At 52.9% G+C, this 20008-nt stretch carries 28 protein-coding genes and 1 pseudogene; 6 read left to right on the forward strand and 23 right to left on the reverse strand.

Going from position 1 to position 20008, the window contains the following annotated elements:
- Window positions 1-323 precede the first annotated feature (323 nt).
- Window positions 324-1484: an iron-containing alcohol dehydrogenase gene (locus ACRBCU_RS14605; RefSeq protein ID WP_431366125.1), complete on the reverse strand. Its 1161-nt coding sequence runs from the start codon at window positions 1482-1484 to the stop codon at window positions 324-326.
- Window positions 1485-1835: 351 nt separating this feature from the next.
- On the opposite strand from ACRBCU_RS14605, the gene ACRBCU_RS14610 reads away from it, so the two are divergent.
- Window positions 1836-2369, forward strand: a complete 534-nt coding sequence (locus ACRBCU_RS14610; protein ID WP_431366126.1) for a YaeQ family protein — start codon at window positions 1836-1838, stop codon at window positions 2367-2369.
- A 310-nt stretch (window positions 2370-2679) separates the two neighbouring features.
- Window positions 2680-4380: a calcium-binding protein gene (locus ACRBCU_RS14615; RefSeq protein ID WP_431366127.1), complete on the forward strand. Its 1701-nt coding sequence runs from the start codon at window positions 2680-2682 to the stop codon at window positions 4378-4380.
- Window positions 4381-4464: 84 nt separating this feature from the next.
- On the opposite strand, the gene ACRBCU_RS14620 is transcribed toward ACRBCU_RS14615, so the two are convergent.
- A complete protein-coding gene (locus ACRBCU_RS14620) occupies window positions 4465-5310 on the reverse strand; it encodes a DMT family transporter (protein ID WP_431366128.1) in 846 nt (281 codons plus the stop codon).
- 109 nt (window positions 5311-5419) lie between these two features.
- Between ACRBCU_RS14620 and ACRBCU_RS14625 the strand changes: the two genes are divergently transcribed.
- Complete coding sequence (locus tag ACRBCU_RS14625) at window positions 5420-6085, forward strand: helix-turn-helix transcriptional regulator (RefSeq protein ID WP_431366129.1); 666 nt, start codon at window positions 5420-5422, stop codon at window positions 6083-6085.
- Window positions 6086-6101: 16 nt separating this feature from the next.
- On the opposite strand, the gene ACRBCU_RS14630 is transcribed toward ACRBCU_RS14625, so the two are convergent.
- The 12 genes from ACRBCU_RS14630 to rpmC all read right to left on the reverse strand — a co-directional run bounded on the left by ACRBCU_RS14630 (window position 6102) and on the right by rpmC (window position 11589).
- A complete protein-coding gene (locus ACRBCU_RS14630; RefSeq protein WP_431366130.1) occupies window positions 6102-6704 on the reverse strand; it encodes a class I SAM-dependent methyltransferase in 603 nt (200 codons plus the stop codon).
- Between the two features lie 596 nt (window positions 6705-7300).
- Window positions 7301-7489, reverse strand: a complete 189-nt coding sequence (rpmD, locus tag ACRBCU_RS14635; protein ID WP_431366131.1) for a 50S ribosomal protein L30 — start codon at window positions 7487-7489, stop codon at window positions 7301-7303.
- A gap of 12 nt (window positions 7490-7501) precedes the next feature.
- The gene (gene rpsE / locus ACRBCU_RS14640; protein WP_431366132.1) at window positions 7502-8065 is read right to left on the reverse strand and encodes a 30S ribosomal protein S5; all 564 of its coding nucleotides are present in this window, start codon (window positions 8063-8065) and stop codon (window positions 7502-7504) included.
- A 116-nt stretch (window positions 8066-8181) separates the two neighbouring features.
- A complete protein-coding gene (rplR, locus tag ACRBCU_RS14645) occupies window positions 8182-8541 on the reverse strand; it encodes a 50S ribosomal protein L18 (RefSeq protein ID WP_431366133.1) in 360 nt (119 codons plus the stop codon).
- Window positions 8542-8552: 11 nt separating this feature from the next.
- The gene (gene rplF / locus ACRBCU_RS14650; RefSeq protein WP_431366134.1) at window positions 8553-9086 is read right to left on the reverse strand and encodes a 50S ribosomal protein L6; all 534 of its coding nucleotides are present in this window, start codon (window positions 9084-9086) and stop codon (window positions 8553-8555) included.
- 9 nt (window positions 9087-9095) lie between these two features.
- Window positions 9096-9488 (reverse strand): 30S ribosomal protein S8, encoded by a 393-nt coding sequence (rpsH, locus tag ACRBCU_RS14655; RefSeq protein ID WP_431366135.1) that lies wholly within the window; start codon window positions 9486-9488, stop codon window positions 9096-9098.
- 11 nt (window positions 9489-9499) lie between these two features.
- A complete protein-coding gene (gene rpsN / locus ACRBCU_RS14660) occupies window positions 9500-9805 on the reverse strand; it encodes a 30S ribosomal protein S14 (protein WP_431366136.1) in 306 nt (101 codons plus the stop codon).
- A 17-nt stretch (window positions 9806-9822) separates the two neighbouring features.
- The gene (gene rplE / locus ACRBCU_RS14665) at window positions 9823-10386 is read right to left on the reverse strand and encodes a 50S ribosomal protein L5 (RefSeq protein ID WP_431366137.1); all 564 of its coding nucleotides are present in this window, start codon (window positions 10384-10386) and stop codon (window positions 9823-9825) included.
- A complete protein-coding gene (gene rplX, locus ACRBCU_RS14670) occupies window positions 10379-10690 on the reverse strand; it encodes a 50S ribosomal protein L24 (RefSeq protein ID WP_431366138.1) in 312 nt (103 codons plus the stop codon). Before rplX ends, rplE begins: the two co-directional genes overlap by 8 nt.
- 1 nt (window position 10691) lies before the next feature.
- A complete protein-coding gene (gene rplN, locus ACRBCU_RS14675; protein WP_072630310.1) occupies window positions 10692-11060 on the reverse strand; it encodes a 50S ribosomal protein L14 in 369 nt (122 codons plus the stop codon).
- An 82-nt stretch (window positions 11061-11142) separates the two neighbouring features.
- The gene (gene rpsQ / locus ACRBCU_RS14680; protein ID WP_431366139.1) at window positions 11143-11373 is read right to left on the reverse strand and encodes a 30S ribosomal protein S17; all 231 of its coding nucleotides are present in this window, start codon (window positions 11371-11373) and stop codon (window positions 11143-11145) included.
- Window positions 11374-11385: 12 nt separating this feature from the next.
- On the reverse strand, window positions 11386-11589 hold the full coding sequence (rpmC, locus tag ACRBCU_RS14685) for a 50S ribosomal protein L29 (protein ID WP_348495073.1): 204 nt from the start codon (window positions 11587-11589) through the stop codon (window positions 11386-11388).
- Window positions 11590-11952: 363 nt separating this feature from the next.
- Between rpmC and ACRBCU_RS14690 the strand changes: the two genes are divergently transcribed.
- Window positions 11953-12966, forward strand: a complete 1014-nt coding sequence (locus tag ACRBCU_RS14690) for a hypothetical protein (RefSeq protein WP_431366140.1) — start codon at window positions 11953-11955, stop codon at window positions 12964-12966.
- Between the two features lie 28 nt (window positions 12967-12994).
- Here the strand turns inward: ACRBCU_RS14690 and ACRBCU_RS14695 are convergent, their stop codons facing one another.
- Complete coding sequence (locus ACRBCU_RS14695) at window positions 12995-13921, reverse strand: alkaline phosphatase D family protein (protein ID WP_431366141.1); 927 nt, start codon at window positions 13919-13921, stop codon at window positions 12995-12997.
- Window positions 13922-14063: 142 nt separating this feature from the next.
- Between ACRBCU_RS14695 and ACRBCU_RS14700 the strand changes: the two genes are divergently transcribed.
- Window positions 14064-14645 carry a hemerythrin domain-containing protein gene (locus tag ACRBCU_RS14700; RefSeq protein WP_431366142.1) on the forward strand — a complete coding sequence of 194 codons (582 nt, stop codon included), beginning with the start codon at window positions 14064-14066 and terminating at the stop codon, window positions 14643-14645.
- 3 nt (window positions 14646-14648) lie between these two features.
- On the opposite strand, the gene ACRBCU_RS14705 is transcribed toward ACRBCU_RS14700, so the two are convergent.
- Window positions 14649-15266 (reverse strand): 2OG-Fe(II) oxygenase family protein, encoded by a 618-nt coding sequence (locus ACRBCU_RS14705; RefSeq protein ID WP_431366162.1) that lies wholly within the window; start codon window positions 15264-15266, stop codon window positions 14649-14651.
- A gap of 231 nt (window positions 15267-15497) precedes the next feature.
- Here ACRBCU_RS14705 and ACRBCU_RS14710 point away from each other — a divergent pair, with 231 nt between their 5' ends.
- Window positions 15498-15773 carry a hypothetical protein gene (locus ACRBCU_RS14710; protein ID WP_431366143.1) on the forward strand — a complete coding sequence of 92 codons (276 nt, stop codon included), beginning with the start codon at window positions 15498-15500 and terminating at the stop codon, window positions 15771-15773.
- Between the two features lie 4 nt (window positions 15774-15777).
- Here the strand turns inward: ACRBCU_RS14710 and ACRBCU_RS14715 are convergent, their stop codons facing one another.
- From ACRBCU_RS14715 to rplV, 7 genes and pseudogenes are all read right to left on the reverse strand, one after another.
- On the reverse strand, window positions 15778-16443 hold the full coding sequence (locus ACRBCU_RS14715; RefSeq protein WP_431366144.1) for a L,D-transpeptidase: 666 nt from the start codon (window positions 16441-16443) through the stop codon (window positions 15778-15780).
- Between the two features lie 73 nt (window positions 16444-16516).
- Window positions 16517-17170 carry a hypothetical protein gene (locus tag ACRBCU_RS14720; protein ID WP_431366145.1) on the reverse strand — a complete coding sequence of 218 codons (654 nt, stop codon included), beginning with the start codon at window positions 17168-17170 and terminating at the stop codon, window positions 16517-16519.
- Window positions 17171-17269: 99 nt separating this feature from the next.
- Window positions 17270-17632: pseudogene (locus tag ACRBCU_RS14725) on the reverse strand (HalD/BesD family halogenase); the annotation flags it as partial.
- 12 nt (window positions 17633-17644) lie between these two features.
- Window positions 17645-18109: a hypothetical protein gene (locus tag ACRBCU_RS14730; RefSeq protein ID WP_431366146.1), complete on the reverse strand. Its 465-nt coding sequence runs from the start codon at window positions 18107-18109 to the stop codon at window positions 17645-17647.
- A 397-nt stretch (window positions 18110-18506) separates the two neighbouring features.
- On the reverse strand, window positions 18507-18920 hold the full coding sequence (gene rplP / locus ACRBCU_RS14735; protein ID WP_431366147.1) for a 50S ribosomal protein L16: 414 nt from the start codon (window positions 18918-18920) through the stop codon (window positions 18507-18509).
- A gap of 12 nt (window positions 18921-18932) precedes the next feature.
- Window positions 18933-19640 (reverse strand): 30S ribosomal protein S3, encoded by a 708-nt coding sequence (gene rpsC / locus ACRBCU_RS14740; RefSeq protein ID WP_431366148.1) that lies wholly within the window; start codon window positions 19638-19640, stop codon window positions 18933-18935.
- Window positions 19640-20008 (reverse strand): 50S ribosomal protein L22 (gene rplV / locus ACRBCU_RS14745; protein WP_431366149.1); only part of this gene is annotated, 369 nt, incomplete at its 5' end. The genes rpsC and rplV, both read right to left, overlap by 1 nt.

A 20008-nucleotide genomic window follows, 5' to 3' on the forward strand; every position in this document is an offset into this window, starting at 1 on the left:
ATGTCGCTTCTCCTTTGCCGGATGCGACCCCCAGCGACGGGAGTGGCCGAACACGGCGTATGATTGATTCGTAAGTGGCTCGGATTGCCACTGGGCGCGTATAGTCTGGGGCGGTGTGTGTGGCAAGAGGGTTGCTCACATGACCCGCTCATTTATCGAATGTCCGCGATTCGAGCGAAGTGAACTTCAGCCGCGCTTCACTCAAGGCAAGCGATGCAGCTATCTGTCAGCACGAGCGCCAATATCTAAGACCAATCCGCTTAGCAACTGAGCGCGCCTTTTCCGCCGCCGCGCAAAGCTACACCGTTTTCTTTCAAAAAGCCTCACCAAGCCGCCTCGTAAATGTTCAGCACATCACTTTCGGTTAGCTCACGTGGGTTGTTCACAAGCAAGCGGGTTTGGTTCATGGCATCCTTTGCCAGCTTAGGCAGAAACTCACGCGGGATATCCATTTCTCGCAAGCTTTGCTGTAAACCGCATCGTTTGGACAGCGCCGCCATTTCTTCACAGAATGCCTCTGCGCGCTCCTTCTCATTCTCGATCTTTGCGAGCTGAGGAAAGGCAAATGGGGCGATTTCAGCATAAGGCGTTGGCGCGACCTCTGCGTTGAACCGGAGCACATACGGCAAAACCAATGCGTTCGAAAGACCGTGAGGCACATGGAAGTGGCCACCAATTGGGTAAGCCAAGGCATGCACAGCCGCGACGGGCGAATTTGCAAAGGCTTGCCCCGCCAACATGGAGCCGAGCAACATGTCAGAGCGCGCAGGTAAGTCCCGCCCGTTTTTCACTGCCGTTTCAAGTGACGCCCCCATCAACCGCAACGCTTCGGTTGCCAGATTGCGCGAGATTGGATTGTTGTTGGCGCTTGCCGAGGCATAGGCTTCGATTGCGTGGACCATAGCGTCGATCCCCGTTGCTGCGGTGATGTGGGGCGGCAGTCCAAGGGTAAGCTCTGGATCAAGAAGCGCTATATCAGGTAATAAGACAGGTGAAACGACACCCATTTTCTCGCTGGCGCCAGTTGTGACAATAGAAATTGGTGTCACTTCGGACCCCGTTCCCGCAGTCGTAGGCACCAAGATCAAGGGCAAGCGTGGGGCTTTCGCGTTACCGACCCCATAGGCATCTGCGAGCGATTGGTTTTGCGTGGCCAAAAGCGCCGCAAGCTTGGCAACATCAAGCGACGAGCCGCCGCCGAGCCCGACAACGCCCTGTGCGCGGCTCTCGATAGCGGCATCTGCGCAAGCGGTCACAATGCTTTCCGGTGGATCCGCTGCAACGTCCTTATAGAGTGTGACAGACACACCCGCGCCTTCGAGTGAGGCTAAAGCCTGATCCACGATTCCGGTCGCCATCATACCGGGATCGGTGACAAGCAAAACGCGCGAACCGATTTCCTCTTTTACGATCTCGCCGAGCTGAGCCAAAAGGCCCGCCCCAAAACGAATGCTTGCTGAGGTGTTAAAGGTAAATGGGTTCATCGGAGGCATTCCTTGTGGCAAAAAAATTGAAGGCTCAACACATTTTGAAGTCGTCACAACGCAAAGTATTTACTGTTTTAGCTTCCGAACACATCGCGCTTCGCCTCGAACATGGTTGGGCTTGTTTGACATAAGAACGTGTACAGCTACTCCCCCTGCAGGGGCACCTTGGAAGAAAGATCCGCGATAGAAAACCCCCAAGTTCAAATCTAATACAGCTGAATGAACAAGGCGCGGCGTCACGAATTAGATTTTCGCATCGCTATATGGCGCGTGAAACTCTGGCATCGCCCCTTCCCCTTCGAGGTCAAACACACTACGCATCTGCAACTTTACAAGGCGAGGCATCTCATGGCGCAGAAATCTACTATCTATAAAGTCGAGCTTTCTGTCTCCGACATGGATCGTCATTACTACGAGACTCACAAGCTCACTATTGCCAAGCACCCGTCAGAAACCGACGAACGCCTTATGGTGCGCTTGCTGGCTTATGCGCTGAACGCCCATGAACACTTGGAAATGACTAAGGGTCTGTCCACGGACGATGAACCTGACATCTGGCAGAAAAGCCTGAGCGGGGAGTTAGAACTTTGGATCGCTTTGGGGCTGCCTAGTGAAAAGATCGTGCGCCAGTCTTGCGGCAAGTCCAAAGACGTCATCGTTTACGCATATGGCAGCACGGCCGAAATGTGGTGGGATAAGATCAAAAACGCCACCACGCGATTTGATAATCTCAAGGTCGTGAATTTGGTCGAAAGCGAAACCCGCGCTCTCGCCGATCTTGCCGCTCGTTCGATGCAGATGCAGATCAACATCCAAGAAGGCGAGGTGATGGTCAGCGCAGGCGAGAGCATCGTTTACGTCAATCCGATCACCTGGAAATAACACAGGCCGACGCGTCTTCTCGCACTCAATTTTTTTCAATCGGGTCGCGCGAACAGCGCTGCGCGCGTGCGCATGACGTGTTGAACATAAGAACACACGCCTCGCCCCAAGCACTTTTGTCAAATGAGAGGTTGCTGGGCTATCTCCTTCTTGTCCCAAGATATCGTTTGCCTACTCAGTACGAAAAAAACTTGTCCAACTGGTCAAATTGCTAAATGATGATCTGAATTTACCGACGTTTCGATCAAAATAGTGATCCAAATTTTCATCTAAGACCCAACGATTAGACACAACTTATTGAGGACAGAAAATGGCAACTCGTAGCTTTACGCTAAACAATGGCGATATTTTTACCCTTAGCTATCACTCCGCTGGCTATGGCTTTGGTGAGATCGAATTCAAAGTCGCTGATGCCGATGGAACCGATCACTTTGCGTTGCAAGACATGCGCACCACTGCCGTGGGCGAAAACGAAGCCTTTGGCGGCGCAACCGTTTTGAGCAATGGAAACCTGCGGGTCTTTGTTGCTGTCGAAAACGGCGCAACTGACATGCGCTATATCGACTATAACATTAATACGGGCGCTCAAATCGGGGTCGAAACGCTAGCACCGATTACATTGAACGATGCGAGTGGGAACTTCGTGCAAGAAATTCCAGCCAATCTTTGGGATAACGCAAACGCATTTCTTACACTTGACGATGGCTCGATCGCCTATGGTGCGCGGTATGGCGTAACCTTTGTCTACGATCAAGATGGGGTCATCCTTGGCTATGGGGGCGATCACAATGGACAAGCGAGTGCGCTTGTTGAAGTCGGCGGTAAAATATTAAAGGTCGTTTCTACCCAGAATCCGGTTCCAGGCGTATTTCCCCACGAAGGCGTGACGCTTGGCCAGTTTCTAGAGATTGATCCGAGTTCGCCGCATTTGATCGCGGATCCAACTTTCCAGCTTTCTGAAAACTACCATGTGATGCAAACATCTCTGGGGCTTGGCTTTAACTCGGTCACAGCGACCGAACTCGGTGATGGCCGCATAGCGATTGCATATTCAGATTTTCCTTTTGCGGGCGGCGTATATTTGGATCATCAGGCGGTGTACCTAAAAATCATCAACCCCGATGGGACGACAGACGTGGCTGAGTATTTGGCAAGCACCAATTGCTCGGACGGAAATACTGTGCGCCCGGAAATCTTTGCGCTGCAAGATGGCGGCTTCGCTCTTGCCTTTAACACGACTTATAGTCTCCCAACGGTCGCGCGCACCGAAGTACGTGTTTATGACGAAAACGGTGTCGAGCAAGATTCCTTTACCCTCGCAACCGCCCCTTCGCCCGAGGAACTCTATGTTTCGCCCGATGGCGAGGTTTGGCTATACGCGGATGAAGGGACAAGTTCGCTCCACCAGTTCGCCATCGAAGGCGGCGACATGGGTCTCACCGAGGTAGGCACCGCAGCTGCCGAAACCATGAATGGCAGCGCTTTTGATGATGATTTGTCTGGCAAGGGTGGCAACGACACACTGAACGGCAATGACGGAGCGGATACGCTTTCAGGTGGCAAAGGCATGGACACGCTTAACGGCGGCAAGGGCGATGACAACCTCGACGGAGACAAGGGCGACGACGTTCTTCAAGGGGGTAAAGGCCACGACATCCTTAAAGGTGGCAGAGGCTTTGACTTCCTGTTTGGTGGCAAAGGTGATGACACCTTGAAGGGTGAAAAAGGCGCTGACGTGTTAAACGGCGGTAAAGGCAATGATCAGCTATTTGGCGGGAATGGCACAGATACGTTTGTTTTCGCAGGCGCAGATGGCAGCGACACGATCACTGGATTTGAAGACGGTCTTGACCTGATCCAAATCACGGATCCGGGTGCGCAATTCAGCGATGTAACAATCAGCCAAGTGGGTTCAGACGTGCAGATTGACTATGACAGCACGACAATCTTGGTTGAAAACCGTCAAGCGGGCGATTTCTCTGAAACCGATTTTGTCTTTGGGGTTGCCTAAAGGCCCCCTGTTGCGGCCCATCCTTTGCAAGGTGGGCCGTGGCATCTCGCGATGCGTTTTCTTCCCATGCCTGATGAAGCTCGATCAAGATTGGCGCGCGTTTTGTGCTGCGATAACGGCAAACATGATGATCACTCCGCCAAGCAACGCATGAATGCTTGGCCACTCACCGAGCAGCAGGATTGCCCAGATCGGAGCAAGCGGCGTTTCAAGCGCGCTGATCAAGGCAGCTTTGGCCGAAGGTACAAGCCGCGCGCCTTCGCTCAGAAGAACAGAGGCAATTGCAAAAACAAGCCCGAAGGCAACGAGAAGCCAAATTTCATTCGGTCCCACCAATGAAGGCTGCGAAAGCCACAACGCAAAAGGCAACAAAAGCAAAGATGATGATGCGGCAGGAAGCTTTGTCGGGGTCTCGGGGCGCGCTCTGTATAGAACCATGGTTGCACTCATCATCAGTGTCATCCACATCGCAAGCAGGTTGCCAACCCAATCCCCCTTGCCCGTCGCACCAGCGAGCGTGATGATAACGCCAAATAAGGCAAGGCAGCTACACAAGATCACGCGCCGTGAGGGGATTTCTTTTATCACGATCCACGCCAAAGACGCGGTGACAAAGGGTGCCGTTGCCCAGATCAACGCAACATTTGCCACGCTGGTCAGTTTGAACGCGGGAATGAACGCAGCCGTACCAGAGGCCATCATGAGCGATGCCAACACTGCTGGCGCATTAAAGCGGTTCAGTTCATCCTTAACGCCTGACCTAAGCATCAAGAAAATTAACGTAAACGCCGCGCCGCTGAGACCACGCCAAAAAAGAACATCCCATGCGCCGACATCCACGGACTTGGTGAAAATGCCAGCCGAGCTAAACGCAAGCGCAGAAAGGCATAGATACACAATGCCTCGGTTTTCTTCAAAATTCGGAACCACTTGATGCTTTCTTGAAATTCATCTTCGCTCTGACCTAGCATGAGCTTACTGACACCATAGTGTCAGCAGTCAACCGCCTAAGCGTAATCGCATCATAAAAGAGACAACCATGAGCCGTTCTACGCGAATGTTCGAGATCATCCAAATCTTGCGAAATGCCAAGGGCGCGTTAACTGCCGATCAAATTGGCTTTGAGTTGGAAGTGAACAAACGCACTGTCTACCGCGACATTGCCGCACTGCAAGCGATGCGCGTCCCCATCGAAGGGGCCGCGGGCGTGGGCTATGTCATGCGGGATGGGTATGATCTGCCACCAATTAACTTTAGCGTCGAGGAAGCCGAAGCAATCACCGTTGGCCTCGCGCTCATAGCGCGCACAGGCGATCAAGGCTTGATCCGCGCAGCTCGCTCTGCGGTGCAAAAGTTGACAGATCAAACCCGCCTCAGCGAAACGGTGTTTGCGTCCACTTGGGGCGTCGACGCTCCCGATGTAATTGATCTAACCGAGGTCCGCTTGGCCATTCGCGAAGAACGAAAGCTCTTGATCACATATCAAAATCAAAAAGGGCAGCAAACGCAGCGCACCATTTGGCCAATTGCAATTGCCTATCATAGCGAAGCCATCGTGATCGCAGCTTGGTGCGAATTGAGGCAAAGTTTGCGACATTTCAGACCGGATCGCGTGAGCGCTTATGTAGCTCTAGAAACGAGGTTTGTGGGCAAAGGCGATGCACTGCGGCAAGACTGGATAAAGGGCTATGCAAGCTGGCTGTAACTGCTTACGGGAAGGATCAACCGACCATAAACACATCATACCGCGTAGATTTTCCCAAAATTTGATGTGAACATGCTCGGATACCTTCAATCGGAGCAGCTTTTGCCGGCCATTTAAGAACTACCCGTTTGCGCGCACTTGCAAGCGCAACGCTTAGTAGCTCCGCTGCATCCTCATCCGTTCCGACAATCTCGCGAACCTGACGTAATTCACGTTTCACAAGCGCAGAGTTTTTACGCGGAGGGTGCATCGGATCGATCAAAATCGCGTCCGCTTCAAGGTTTGGCAATAACTCCTTAGAGTCTCCGTGGAGCAATGTCATACGGGCGATGATCTCAGTGTACCCATTCCCTTCAAGACGCGCGCGTTCCATACCAGCTTGGAGCAGGGCGTGCATTTCAGGCGAGCGTTCAATCAACGTGACCTCTGCGCCAAGCGAGGCCAAAAGAAACGCGTCCCGCCCAAGCCCAGCGGTTGCATCAATGATTTTCGGCGTTTTTCCAGAGCGCAATCCCATAGCTTTGGGCAGATCTTGGCCTCGACCGCCACCAAACCGCAAGCGATGCCCAACAGCGCCATTTACGAAATCTGCCTGCAAAGGGCCTTCTTTTTGCGTCATCTCAATTTCATCGCGCGATGCGTTTCCAAGCGGTTGACATGCTTTACGTTAAAAGCGGTATTGAGCTCAAGGATGGTAAATCAGTAAACACCATCCAGTTTGGCGCTTGGTTTATGGTCTTAGGCAAATTGATCATTTACCAGAAATCAAAAAAGGCCTGCCCACGTATTGCTGGCACAGGCGAATCGAGGCCCCCCAGCATATTGCGAATAAGGTGCGTGATATCACGCACCCTACCGTGATGTTTACACTTTGCCGGAAGTATCGCGCATATATTCTGTCCAGCTTGGGCAAGGGCCAGAGTTCCAAGAAGCGCGCAGGGTTTGCGCAAGGCGCGACAACGCAGAAGCAATATAAGTCATATCAGATCACCAATTTGGAGTTAAGTTGACCGCCGTTTACAAGAGCTACGCACGTCACAACCACCTACATTTTCGACTATCTGAAATGCAACTGTTGCATGGCCCATGCAACAATCCCACCTACCCCATCGCGCAGCGAACAATCCAATGAAACGCAAAACGCCCTTGGATTTCTCCAAGGGCGTTTGTCGCTGAAAGGTAAGGTGCGTGGTTACCACGCACCTTACACTAGCTTCAGCCTTTTTCTTCGATGATCTCAACCATGTGAGACACCTTGTTGACCATGCCGCGTACTGCTGGCGTGTCTTCAAGCTCACGAGTTTTGTGCATCTTGTTCAAACCCAAGCCGATCAGCGTCTGACGTTGCTTTTCTGGGCGGCGGATCGGAGAACCGGTCTGCTTTACAACGATTGTTTTAGCCATTGTTCCGTTTCCTTACGCGTCTGCGGCTTCGGCTGCTGGTGCGGCCTCGCCTTTGTTGAGAATGTCAGCAACTTTCTTGCCACGGCGCTGAGCAACAGAGCGTGGGCTGCTTTCTTTCTTCAGACCATCCATGGTCGCACGGATCATGTTGTACGGGTTTTGCGAACCGATAGACTTCGCAACAACGTCCTGTACGCCAAGCATTTCGAATACGGCACGCATTGGACCACCGGCAATGATACCAGTACCTTGTGGCGCTGTGCGCATTACAACTTTGCCTGCGCCGTGACGGCCCTCGACATCGTGGTGCAACGTGCGGCCTTCACGCAATGCAACGCGGATCATTTGACGCTTTGCTTGCTCTGTGGCTTTGCGGATCGCCTCAGGTACTTCTTTCGCTTTACCTTTGCCGAAGCCTACACGGCCCTTTTGATCGCCAACAACGACAAGTGCAGCGAAGCCAAAGCGCTTACCACCCTTAACGGTCTTGGATACGCGGTTAATCGCAACCAAGCGGTCCGCGAATTCTGGAGTCTCATCGCGGCGATTGCCACGGCGGTTGTCACGTTCTGCCATGTGAAGCAGTCCTTTTATGAGGGACGCGCGAAGCGCCTAAATTCAGTCAATCCTAGTGGGCATCATGCCCCCGGATCATCGGAAGAGCCCGCCGTGGCGAGCTCTTCTCAAGTCGTTTAGATCTTCAAGCCACCCTCACGAGCGGCGTCGGCAACTGCCTTGACCTTACCGTGAAAGAGGAAACCGCCGCGGTCGAAGTATGCTTCTTCCACACCAGCTTTTTTCGCACGTTCAGCAATCGCCGCGCCAACTTTCGTTGCCGCTTCAACGTTGTTTTTGCCAACAACACCCAGCGACTTCTCCAAAGAAGAAGCGGACGCAAGTGTCGTGCCATTTACATCGTCGATCAGCTGTACGCTGATGTTTTTGTTGCTGCGGTGAACGGAAAGACGCATGCGTCCCGCGTTAACCTTACGTAGCTTGTTCCGGACGCGCAGACGGCGCTTCAGAAACAGAGTTCTTTTGCTATTTGCCATTTGACTGGTCCTTACTTCTTCTTGCCTTCCTTACGGAAGATAAACTCGCCTTTGTAGCGGATGCCTTTGCCTTTGTAAGGCTCAGGCTTGCGCCATGCACGAATGTCAGCGGCCACTTGACCAACTTGCTGTTCGTCGTTGCCTTCGATTACGATTTCTGTCGGCTTTGGCACAGTGATTGTGACACCTTCAGGAATTTCGAAATCAACATCGTGGGACAGGCCGAGGTTCAGTTTCACAACTTTACCAGCCAATGCCGCACGATAACCAACACCGTGGATCTCAAGCTCTTTCTTGGCACCGGTTGTTACACCAGTCACAAGGTTTGCGATGCGAGTGCGGGACATGCCCCACTGCTGACGCGCGCGCTTGGATTTGCCACGTGGCGTGACGGTGACTTTGTTGTCCTCAACAGCGATTGTTACATCGTCTGTCGCGGTGAAGTTACGGGCACCCTTTGGGCCTTTCACTTCAACAGTCTGACCGGAAACAGATGCAGTAACACCTGATGGCAGATCGACTGGTTTTTTACCAATTCGAGACATACGCTTTCCTTAGAAGACTGTGCAAAGCACTTCGCCGCCAACATTGGCAGAGCGTGCAGATGCATCCGACATCACACCTTTAGAGGTGGAGACAATCGACACACCAAGGCCCTGACGGACTGTTGGGATGTCATTAGCGCCCATGTAAACGCGACGACCAGGCTTTGAAACCCGCTTCAGTTCGCGAATGACAGGGATGCCATCGTAGTATTTCAGGCTGATTTCGATAGCCGGGTGGCCGTCGGAACCTGTCGTTGCTTCGTAACCACGGATGTAGCCTTCGTCCGCGAGAACATCCAGAACCCAAGCACGCAGCTTGGACGCAGGTGTCATCACAGTGGACTTGCCACGCATTTGTGCGTTGCGGATCCGTGTGAGCATGTCGGCGATAGGATCAGTCATATCTTATCTCCTTACCAGCTCGACTTCACGAAGCCTGGCAACTGACCGTGTGAGGCCAGGTCGCGCAGAGCAATACGAGAAACCTTGAGTTTACGATAATACGCGTGCGGACGACCTGTCAGCTGGCAACGGTTGTGCAAGCGTGTGGCCGAGCTGTTGCGCGGTAGTTTTGCAAGCTTCAGGCGCGCTGTGAAGCGCTCTTCCATTGACTTGCTTTCGTCATTCGCGATCTCTTTCAGCGCAGCGCGTTTTGCAGCATATTTTGCTACAAGTGCGGCACGCTTCTTTTCGCGTTCGATCATTGCTTTTTTAGCCATAACTCTCTCTCCCGCGCTTAGCTGTTGAACGGCATGTTGAAGTGCTTCAACAGGGCCTTAGCTTCAGCGTCGGTTGCAGAAGTTGTGGTGATGATGATGTCCATCCCCCAAACTTCGTCCACTTTGTCATACTCGATCTCAGGGAATACGATGTGCTCTTTCATGCCCATGGCGTAGTTGCCACGGCCGTCAAAGCTTTTCCCGGATACACCGCGGAAGTCACGAATACGTGGCATCGCAATGGTGATCAGACGGTCGAGGAATTCATACATGCGATCGCCGCGCAGGGTCACTTTCGTGCCCAATGGCATGTCTTCACGCACGCGGAAACCCGCGATGGACTTCTTCGCTGTGGTTACAACAGCTTTTTGGCCAGCAATCGCGCTCAGGTCTGCTTGAGCGGATTTAGCTTTCTTGCTGTCACGAACGGCTTCTGCGCCACAACCGATGTTCAGAACAATTTTGTCCAAACGTGGGATCTGCATGTCGTTCTTGTAACCGAACTCTTCCTTCATGGCTGCGCGGATCTTGTCCGTGTACTCAACCTTCAGGCGGGGTGTGTAATTTGCTGTATCAAGCATCGATCACGTCTCCCGTTGTTTTTGCGAAGCGCACTTTCTTGTCACCTTCCATGCGGAAGCCAACGCGTGTCGCTTTGCCGTTTGCATCGAGAAGAGCAAGATTGCTCAGCTGGATTGGCATCGCTTTCGGGATGCGTCCACCTTGAGATGTCTGGCTCTGGCGCGTTGCGCGGATAGCAATGTTGATGCCATCTACGATTGCTTTGCCAGCCTTCGGGTCAACAGAGCTGATTGTGCCCTCTTTACCTTTGTCTTTGCCAGCAAGCACGACGACCTTGTCGCCCTTTTTCAACTTAGCAGCCATATCACAGCACCTCCGGCGCGAGCGAGATGATTTTCATGAAGTTCTTTGCGCGCAATTCGCGAACAACTGGTCCAAAGATACGTGTACCTACTGGCTCATTGTTGTTGTTCAGGATTACCGCGGCATTGCGATCGAAACGGATCACAGTACCATCTTCACGGAATACTTCTTTGGCAGTGCGTACGACGACGGCTTTACGCACGTCACCTTTCTTTACGCGACCGCGCGGGATGGCTTCCTTAACGGATACGACGATAATGTCTCCAACGGAGGCATAACGACGTTTAGAACCACCCAGAACCTTGATGCACTGAACACGGCGAGCGCCGCTGTTGTCAGCTACATCCAGATTTGTCTGCATCTGGATCATTTGGTTTCTCCGGACCTATGGGGCGGCGATGCGTGCCAGTCTCCCCAGGGTTTCACTTCCTAAGAAGCGCCGGAAGCTTGATTTAAGCTTCCAACACTTCCCAGCGCTTTGTCTTCGATTTCGGCGCACATTCGACGATGCGAACTTTGTCACCTACTTTGAAGGCATTCTTTTCATCGTGTGCCCGATACTTTTTGGACTTACGAATGGTTTTCTTCAGAACCGGGTGTGTAAAGCGACGCTCTACGTTTACGGTTACTGTTTGTGCGTTGGCGTCAGAAGTTACGACGCCGCTTAGAATACGCTTAGGCATATCGAGACTTCCTTATTCTGCCGCAGCTGCGGCTGCTTTTTCGTTCAGCACTGTGTTGACACGCGCTACGTCGCGCTTAACACCGCGCATACGTGCTGTGGATTCCAGCGCGCCTGTTGCTTGTTGAAAGCGCAAGTTGAAGGCTTCTTTCTTGAGATTTGCCAGCTCTTCACGGAGCTGATCGGGAGTTTTGTCCCGCAGTTCGTTGGCGTTCATAGCCTATTCCTTTTTCAACATCACGAGGCTGCCGCAAAGCGTGACAGACGAATCCCGTGGAGGTCACTAGAAGTGCGCGTTTAGACCCATCCCGATCATAGCGCAACCCCTTTGCGTGTAGGGTGTGTGTTATCACGCACCCTCCCAGAATTTCGACAGGATTATCGCAAAGGGAAACCGAAGATCGCGCAACAATGCTGCCAAAATCCTGGGATTGTCGCAGAAGGCCGTTCAAAATACGGCGCACTTCTCTACCTTGAATTGTAATCAAGGTATTTATCATGGCGTTAACACTTTGTTAATTGACGCCTTCGCTCCCACTCCCCATCTTTTAGCGAAGTTCTTTTTGAAAGGTGAATAGGTATGTGGGTAGTTGCATTTATGGCGGCGTTGATGCTGGGAACAGTCATGAGCATAGACAGCAGCGTTGAACCTGACGAGGACACTGTTGAAGACGCTGATGACGCAGCGATGGACCCTGATCCCATCGTTCCTATCGACCTTGAAGAGACTGCTGGCGACGCAGACGAGCGCGATACAGATACAGATGTAGATGACCCCGATCCCGAAGAAGAAGAAACCGCGCCAGCGGGTCTGACCCTTGTCTATAATAATGAGGAGACCATCACAGGCGGCGAAGGCGATGATACGCTTGCCGCAGCCGCTGAGGATGACCCGACCGTTCTCGACATAACAACCCAGATTGATCTGCTTGGCGGTAACGATTTCGCCGAACTGTCTTTGGATGATCTGACCGTGAACGCCGCAGATGGTGATGACACGATTATTGGCCTTGCCTCAGGCGCGACGATCCTTGGCGGTGCGGGGGATGATGTCATATCAGCCAGCGGCGGCGTTGATCTACAGGGCGAAGCGGGCAATGATACGCTTAGCCTGACCCTGAGCGATACACCCGATCTTGTGTCATTGGTCTCTGGCGGTGAAGGCGATGACCTGATCGAGATCGCAGCCGCGATTGGTGCCGACACGTCAGAGGCGGAAAGCGTTGAGGCGACAGGCGGCGCAGGCGCGGATACCTTTGATCTAGAACTGACCCTTAGCGATCAGACAATCGCCGAAGATGGTCCAACGACAGTCGAGTCGAACTCTAACATAAGCATCTTGGACTTCGATCCGGCTGAGGATATCCTTCAGATCGAGATCACCCGCCCTGATGGCGCGGAAGATCGTGAGATTGCAGATACAACGCTGACCCGCATGGACGCTGACGAAACCAATGATCTTGGCCCGTATACGGAAATTACGCTGACCTTCGCTGGTTCGGACACTTTGATGGAAGTCACCAGCACTATCACCGTTTACAGCGCCGAGCCGTTTACAGTTGATGATATCGCGTTTGTAGAGGCTGCTGCGTAAGATTGGATGCAAAGATAACCTAGGGGCCCTAGGAATAAGCGATTCTGTAATGGCGCTGCTTATCGCGCCAGTTCAGCGTCACACGCACTTCGGTTTCACCAAAATCAAGTTGGGCCCAATTGTCCTTGGGTTTCTTTTCCCCCATGCGCGCCACGCCAGAGGAAATCACCTCGGCGAAACCTTGGTGTTGCACAAAACGGTTGGTATGAATGTCGCCGGATAGGAAAATCGGCGTCGGGCAAACCGAAAACCGATCGCGTAGGTCCTCAAGGAAGCCGCCATAGTGGCGCACACGCTCGCCTGCTTTTCCCGGCTGAAGTTTTTTGTCGGTAATCCCCTCACCTATCGTCGTACCGCAGCAAATCACTGTCGCGCGATAGCCGCCATATTGTGCCCTCGCAAGTTGCTCCCATAGCCAGTTTGCTTGGGTCTCGCCAAGGAAATCTTCTGGCTCGCCGCCACGGCGGGAGATTGGCGTGCTCGGGTCGGGATCAAGGATCGTAGAAGGCGCACGATAGTAGCGCGCATCCAACACGATGAACAAAACGCCATCTTGCTCGTAGGTGCAGTAAATTTCGCTCTCAACACGAGACAAGAGATGCGGATCATTCACGCGCGGCGTAAGGTAGTGCAAAAACAAATCTCGCGCGCCGTCGCGATATCGACGCCCGTCCTTGGTCTCGCCTTTCGCGTTATTGATCCCGAAATCATGATCATCCCACGTCGCGAGCACTTGTGTTTGCTCAAGCAGGTCAGTGAAATCAGGGACCATGCCAAACTGCTCTTCATACTTTTTGCGCAGCTTCTTTGTACTCCACTTCTTACTGGGCGCATACACATTGTCACCAAGCAGAATAAGCAAGTCAGGTTCTGCTTTGGCGATCTTTTTCCAAGCAGGTTGATCAGGACCACGATCTTTGAACTTCGCGCAGGAGGCAGATACCACTCTTAGCATTGTACGGCCCTCACATTGACATGCTCACATATCTCAGAGTTGGGCAGCGGCGCGAAACATTCAAGTCTTTTCGCGTCACCGTAGGGTGCGTGATCTCACGCACCGCCCTTTTCATTTTTACGCAATCTATTACATCGCCCTTATGAATACACTGACCCACACGCCCCTCGCCGATCTGGATCTGAACGAGACCGCGCGCCCGAAAATGCCCCCGCTTCAGGGCGCGACGGACATGCATCGGCGCAAAGGCCGTCGACTCGCGGCGATCCATCGTCATTACCTGTCAGAAATGCGCCAGATCGCTGGGGTGCTTGAACGCATTCAAGCAAGCGACGACGCCCCGGAATCGCTGCGCGAGGTTGTGTTGCACACAGATATGGCAAAGAATTTTGCAGCCGCAGGTTCAATTTGCGGTCACCAATGCCGCGTTTTGACGATGCACCATGACATCGAGGAACAGTCGATGTTCCCCGCCCTCGCAGCACAAGGCAATCACGCGCTCACCAAGATCGTCGACAAATTGCGCGCCGAGCATTTGGTCATTCATGAATTGCTCAAACGTTTGGGCCGCGCAGGCGATAGGTTGTCAGCCGATCCAAGCGCTGCGAATTTTGAGGCGGCGTTCGCCGTCTTTTTCAAACTGCGCAGTGCTGTGATGTCCCATTTCGGCTATGAAGAAACCGAACTGGCCGAAGCCATCGGGATGTATCTGAACGACTTTTGACGTCTATTCCCAAGCGTAGTTGAAACTGACCGAAACGCGTTCGTCCTCTGCCATATTCATCGGCACTTCGTGGCGCAGCCAGCTTTCCCAAAGCAGCACGTCGCCGACTTTTGGCTCTTCATAAATAAAGGTTCTCAACTCTCGCCGCGCGTCTTTTTTGCGCACGGGCGACGCCATCATCATCTGGCTGCGCGGGTCTTCAAACTTGATCGCGCTCGCGCCTTCTGGCATCGCCACATAAGTCGTGCCGCTGATCACCGAATGGGGATGAATGTGAGAGGTGTGAATGCCGCCCTCTGGCAGGATGTTGATCCAGATGTCTTCCAGTTTGAGCTTGCGTCCATCCAGATCAAATTGCGCATCTTCCACAAAGGCCGCGACATGGGCATCAAGCGTCTTGACCAAATCCGCAAAAATCGGAAACCGCCAAGCGAGATCGGTTAGGGAAGCATAGGATGTATAACCGGGGAAATCATTGTCCTCGCACCATTGCTGCCCTGCTTCATCATCCGTCGCAATTGCAAAGCAAGAGGCTTCAAGCTCATCAGAAGAAATTGCGCCATGCTCGGACAGAGCAGCGCGATAAAGGCGGGTCACGAAGAGGGATTCTATATTGGCCATGCGCCCTGATACAATCTCCCCACGCAGGACGCCAGTCGCATCGCGCAGCCTCATAGCCCTTTGCTTGCGCGGCTAAACCCCTCTCAATTTACATCCCTAACGACACCAAGAGTAGAAGGTGTTGTCTGCCACACACACGCCTGCGGCTTTGACGCCAAAACGTCGAAAGCGCTGGTCACTGACGAGAAACTCACGCATCTTCCGCCTCAACTAATCGGGGGGGATAGCCCAATGAAAACCAAGCACATCTTACTTATCTGCGCTTTGCCCGCGCTTGCGGCATGCCAAACCGTCAATAGCGCGGCCAACACCGGACCCAGCCAGTTCATTGCCGAAGTGCCTGAAGGCGTGACGTCAATCGCAGCAGCAGGGCAAGACCTGAGCGCGCTAAAGATCGATCCGATTGATGGCTGCTACACGTATCGTCACATCGGTCCGGTCGAAACCACGATGCTGCCCCTACGGGCAAGCAATGGACGGCCCATCTGCACCAGAGCGCCGTCCTAAATTCTTAGCTAGACGCTGTGATATTATCTTCGGCCGCGTGCAAATGCGCGGTCGAGCCTTTGGCAACATTGCCATAAAGCCCATTGATATGCGCCATGACCATACGCACGCAGCCAGAGCTGGCGCGCCCACCAATGGAACGTGGGCTTGGCGATCCATGAATGCGCAAATAGGAATCCCGATTGCCGCGATAAAGATAAAGCGCGCGTGACCCGAGTGGGTTGCTTGGCCCCGCATTCATGCCATCGGCGTGCTGTTCGTAGAGGTGTGGATCACGTTTGATCATCGCAGGCGTTGGTGTCCACGTTGGCCATTTGCTCTTGCGTTTGATTGTATAAACACCCGGCTCGTACAAGTTGCCGCGCGCGATCGCCACGCCGTAGCGCATAGCAGTGCCTCCCTCTTCAATATGATAGAGGTAACGTGCAACCGCATCTACGTGGATATCTCCAACCTTCAGCCCATCATTGGCTTGAACCCGTTGAGGCAAAAAGCGGCGGTGAAGTCCCCAAGGGTTTGACGTTGCGGGGTCAAAATCAACAGGTGTGATCTGCGCATCCCATGCGTCCCACTTGGAACGATTGGATGTTGGGCCAGCATGCGCAATATTTGCGATAGGCTGAGAGAACAGCGCAGCGGCGGTAAGGGTAAAGTGGCGTCGCGTTAGCATGGCAGTGCTTTCTTGATACAAAAATTACGAGTCGGTTTCCCAAGAGATATATGCGACGCGCCGAAAGTGCGAGTCACATGGGTGTGTTGATCTGAATACTTGGATCATATGTAAACCAAGTGACATGTGTGTCTTTCCCGGGTTCAGGCAACCAAGAAGAAAAGAAACCTGTTTGCTCCAATCGCTTAATCTGCTGCGTGTCTGGGTCAATATAGGCTGTATCTGATGAGCCGAAGAACGCATTGTTAAAGTCAGGATTGGGATCTGTCTTCGTTGTATATCGAACGACTGTGAAAGTTTGCCCCTCAAACTCAACCTTTTCTTCGCACTCGGTCTTCGACAGATTTCGCGCTTGCTCTGCCTGCATTCTCAGGTGCCAGGGCTTTCTATCCTTGGGATTATTGTTCTCACTGGCAGTCCAAGGTCCATCTTCATCAGGACCAATCCATGTCTCATCGTCGATAGTTAACGTCATATCTCCGCCTTTGATGCCCGAAATGGTTCGCAGAGGGTTTTCAACGATCGACAGAAACGTGAGGGTGATCTTCCCTTCGCTATCAAAAACTTGCTTTTCATGGCGATGCGCAGGGCGTTGATAGGCATCAAGCGGCCCACCTTCAAACATCGCGGCGATTTTATCTTTGCACGCATCGGCAATGACAGGTTGACCCGTGGCCATGATCGCTATGCTTACCGGAAGGAGATACGCATTTGTCAAACTTGTCATCTAGATCTCCCCTGGCTCGGCACTATCGCACTACTGCCGAGACTAGGGCCGCGATTGGGATGCGTCCAGAAACGTTTGGGTGATCGCGTTTAAGCTCCTTTAATCAATGTAGCTATCAGCCCGTAGGCCTTCCCGTTCATGATGGATCGGCAGCGTGCGCCCATAGAGCTGTTTCGTTCTTTCAACGCTGCCCACCATTTCAGGCTCTTCAACATACGAAAATATTGCCACATAACGCGGACGGTTTCCTTTAAGCGGCGCAACACGGTGAAGCGAATAACGGCCACAGAACAATTGCAAATCACCTGGTTCGAGATTGAGCACAGTCACCTTATCCGATGTTCCCTCTAACACTTTCGCTACTTCAGGGAAGTTTTCATCGCTCTGCCGTATCATCGGTGCATATTCGAAGGCCCCGCCCTCTTCCGCGTTTTGGATCGCAAGCGTTACCGTGAAATTATTGGTATCAAAGTGCTACGGAAACCCGTTACCCTCGTCCGCCATGTTTACAATCACATCGGCGAGCGGATCAGCGTAACGGTGGAATTTTTCTTCCTGCAAACAGTCTTGGATGAAACGGTCGAACCCTTCAAAATCATGGACCGAGCGCAGCGGGCCATCTTTGACAAATTTGTCAGCGGGTATAAAGGCGTTTGAGCGCTCGAAGAACTGGCGACGCGGATCATCACTCGCCAGAGTTGGATCATCCTTGGTAAAGTAAGCGTTTGTTCGACTAAAAGACTTATGGCCATGATCGCTAACGCTGTCGGCTTCTTTGGTAAGGGCTTTTATCCCGTCGCTGGTAAGAAACCCTTTCAAAACCGCGCATCCATCACGTGCGAGATCATCGCGAACACGGGCTAGAACAGTGTCTCGTGCAGGCCCTGCAATATTGATTGGATAGCGCGCGAGATCAATTAATCTTTCAGCTGACATCATTCTATTGCCTCCTATGATCCTTTCATCATGATCTGGAAAGGAAGCGCGTCTGGCAGTTTGACGACATGAAGCGGTTAGGAATCGACTTGGGGCGAAGTGCTGCCGGTCAAGCATCAGCTACTCAAAGCGATGAAAAGCTTCCTGCCTAAAACATGGTGGCCGCCTTGCTTCGAGCGCACCTCTTACTCTGGCATGCACCTTCACGAATGCTAGTTCGCCTTTGAAAACACCTGTAGCGACAGCGCGCGCCGTGGACAGTCCTGCCCGCTAAATCGTTCCGACGCATTGGAAACGCGAAAGTGGAAAATAGTGCGCACGTTCCCCCAAAGAAAAACCCCCGCCGATCTCTCAGCAGGGGTTTCCCAATTTCTAACGCCAACCCTATCGGGTTGCCGTTTTACCAATCTTCGCGAACGACAATGCGCGTTTTCACGGCCAACTTCATCGCGGCAAGGCGCAGTGCCTCACGTGCGATTTCATCGCTGACACCGTCGATTTCGAACATGATACGACCAGGTTTGACCTTCGCCGCCCAATAATCCACGGAACCTTTACCCTTACCCATACGAACTTCGGTAGGCTTGGAGGTCACAGGAACGTCTGGGAAAATACGGATCCAAACACGGCCTTGACGTTTCATGTGACGCGTCATGGCACGACGCGCGGCTTCGATCTGGCGCGCTGTTACACGCTCGGGCGTTGTGGCCTTTAGACCATACGTTCCGAAGTTCAGATCAGATCCGCCCTTAGCAAGACCGTTGATACGGCCTTTGTGCTGTTTGCGGAATTTGGTACGCTTTGGTTGAAGCATCTTCTATCTCCCTTAGCGACGACCGCCAGCACCACGAGGTGCAGGGCCATCCTGGAGTTCCTGAGCTTTACGGTCACGTGCTTGAGGATCGTGTTCCATGATCTCGCCTTTGAAGATCCAGGTCTTGATCCCGATGATGCCGTATGCAGTTTCGGCTTCAACGTGAGCGTAATCGATGTCGGCACGCAGTGTGTGCAAAGGCACGCGGCCTTCACGATACCACTCGGTACGCGCGATCTCTGCACCGCCAAGACGGCCAGCAACGTTCACACGAATACCAAGAGCACCCATACGCATTGCGTTCTGAACCGCACGCTTCATTGCGCGACGGAAAGAAACACGGCGCTCAAGCTGCTGAGAAATGCTCTCGCCAACAAGCTGGGCGTCCAGCTCTGGCTTGCGCACTTCAACGATGTTCAGGTGCAATTCGCTCTCTGTGATATTTGCAAGCTTCTTGCGGAGCGTCTCGATGTCCGCGCCTTTCTTGCCGATGATCACACCAGGACGTGCAGTGTGGATCGTCACGCGGCACTTCTTGTGTGGACGCTCGATGATCACACGGGCAACACCCGCTTGCTTGCACTCTTTGTTGACGAAATCGCGGATTGCGAGGTCTTCCAGAAGAAGATCACCGTAATCTTTGCTATCTGCATACCAGCGGCTGTCCCACGTACGGTTCACCTGAAGGCGCATGCCGATTGGATTGGTTTTATTACCCATTAGCTTTGCTCCTCGATCTGACGGACCTTGATGGTGATCTCAGCGAAAGGCTTGATGATCTTGCCGAAACGACCACGTGCACGAGGGCGACCGCGTTTCATTGTCAGGTTCTTACCAACGTAAGCCTCTGCAACGATCAGCTCGTCCACATCCAGGTTGTGGTTGTTTTCAGCGTTAGCAATTGCCGACTGAAGGCACTTGCGAACATCTACAGCAATACGCTTCTTGGAGAACGCGAGGTCAGTCAGCGCTTTGTCCACTTTCTTGCCGCGGATCATACCAGCAACAAGGTTCAGCTTTTGCGGGGACGTACGGAGCATGCGCAGTTTTGCCATTGCTTCGTTATCTGCCACGCGGCGGGGATTCTT

Source organism: Planktotalea sp. (assembly GCF_050633725.1).
Classification (GTDB): domain Bacteria; phylum Pseudomonadota; class Alphaproteobacteria; order Rhodobacterales; family Rhodobacteraceae; genus Planktotalea.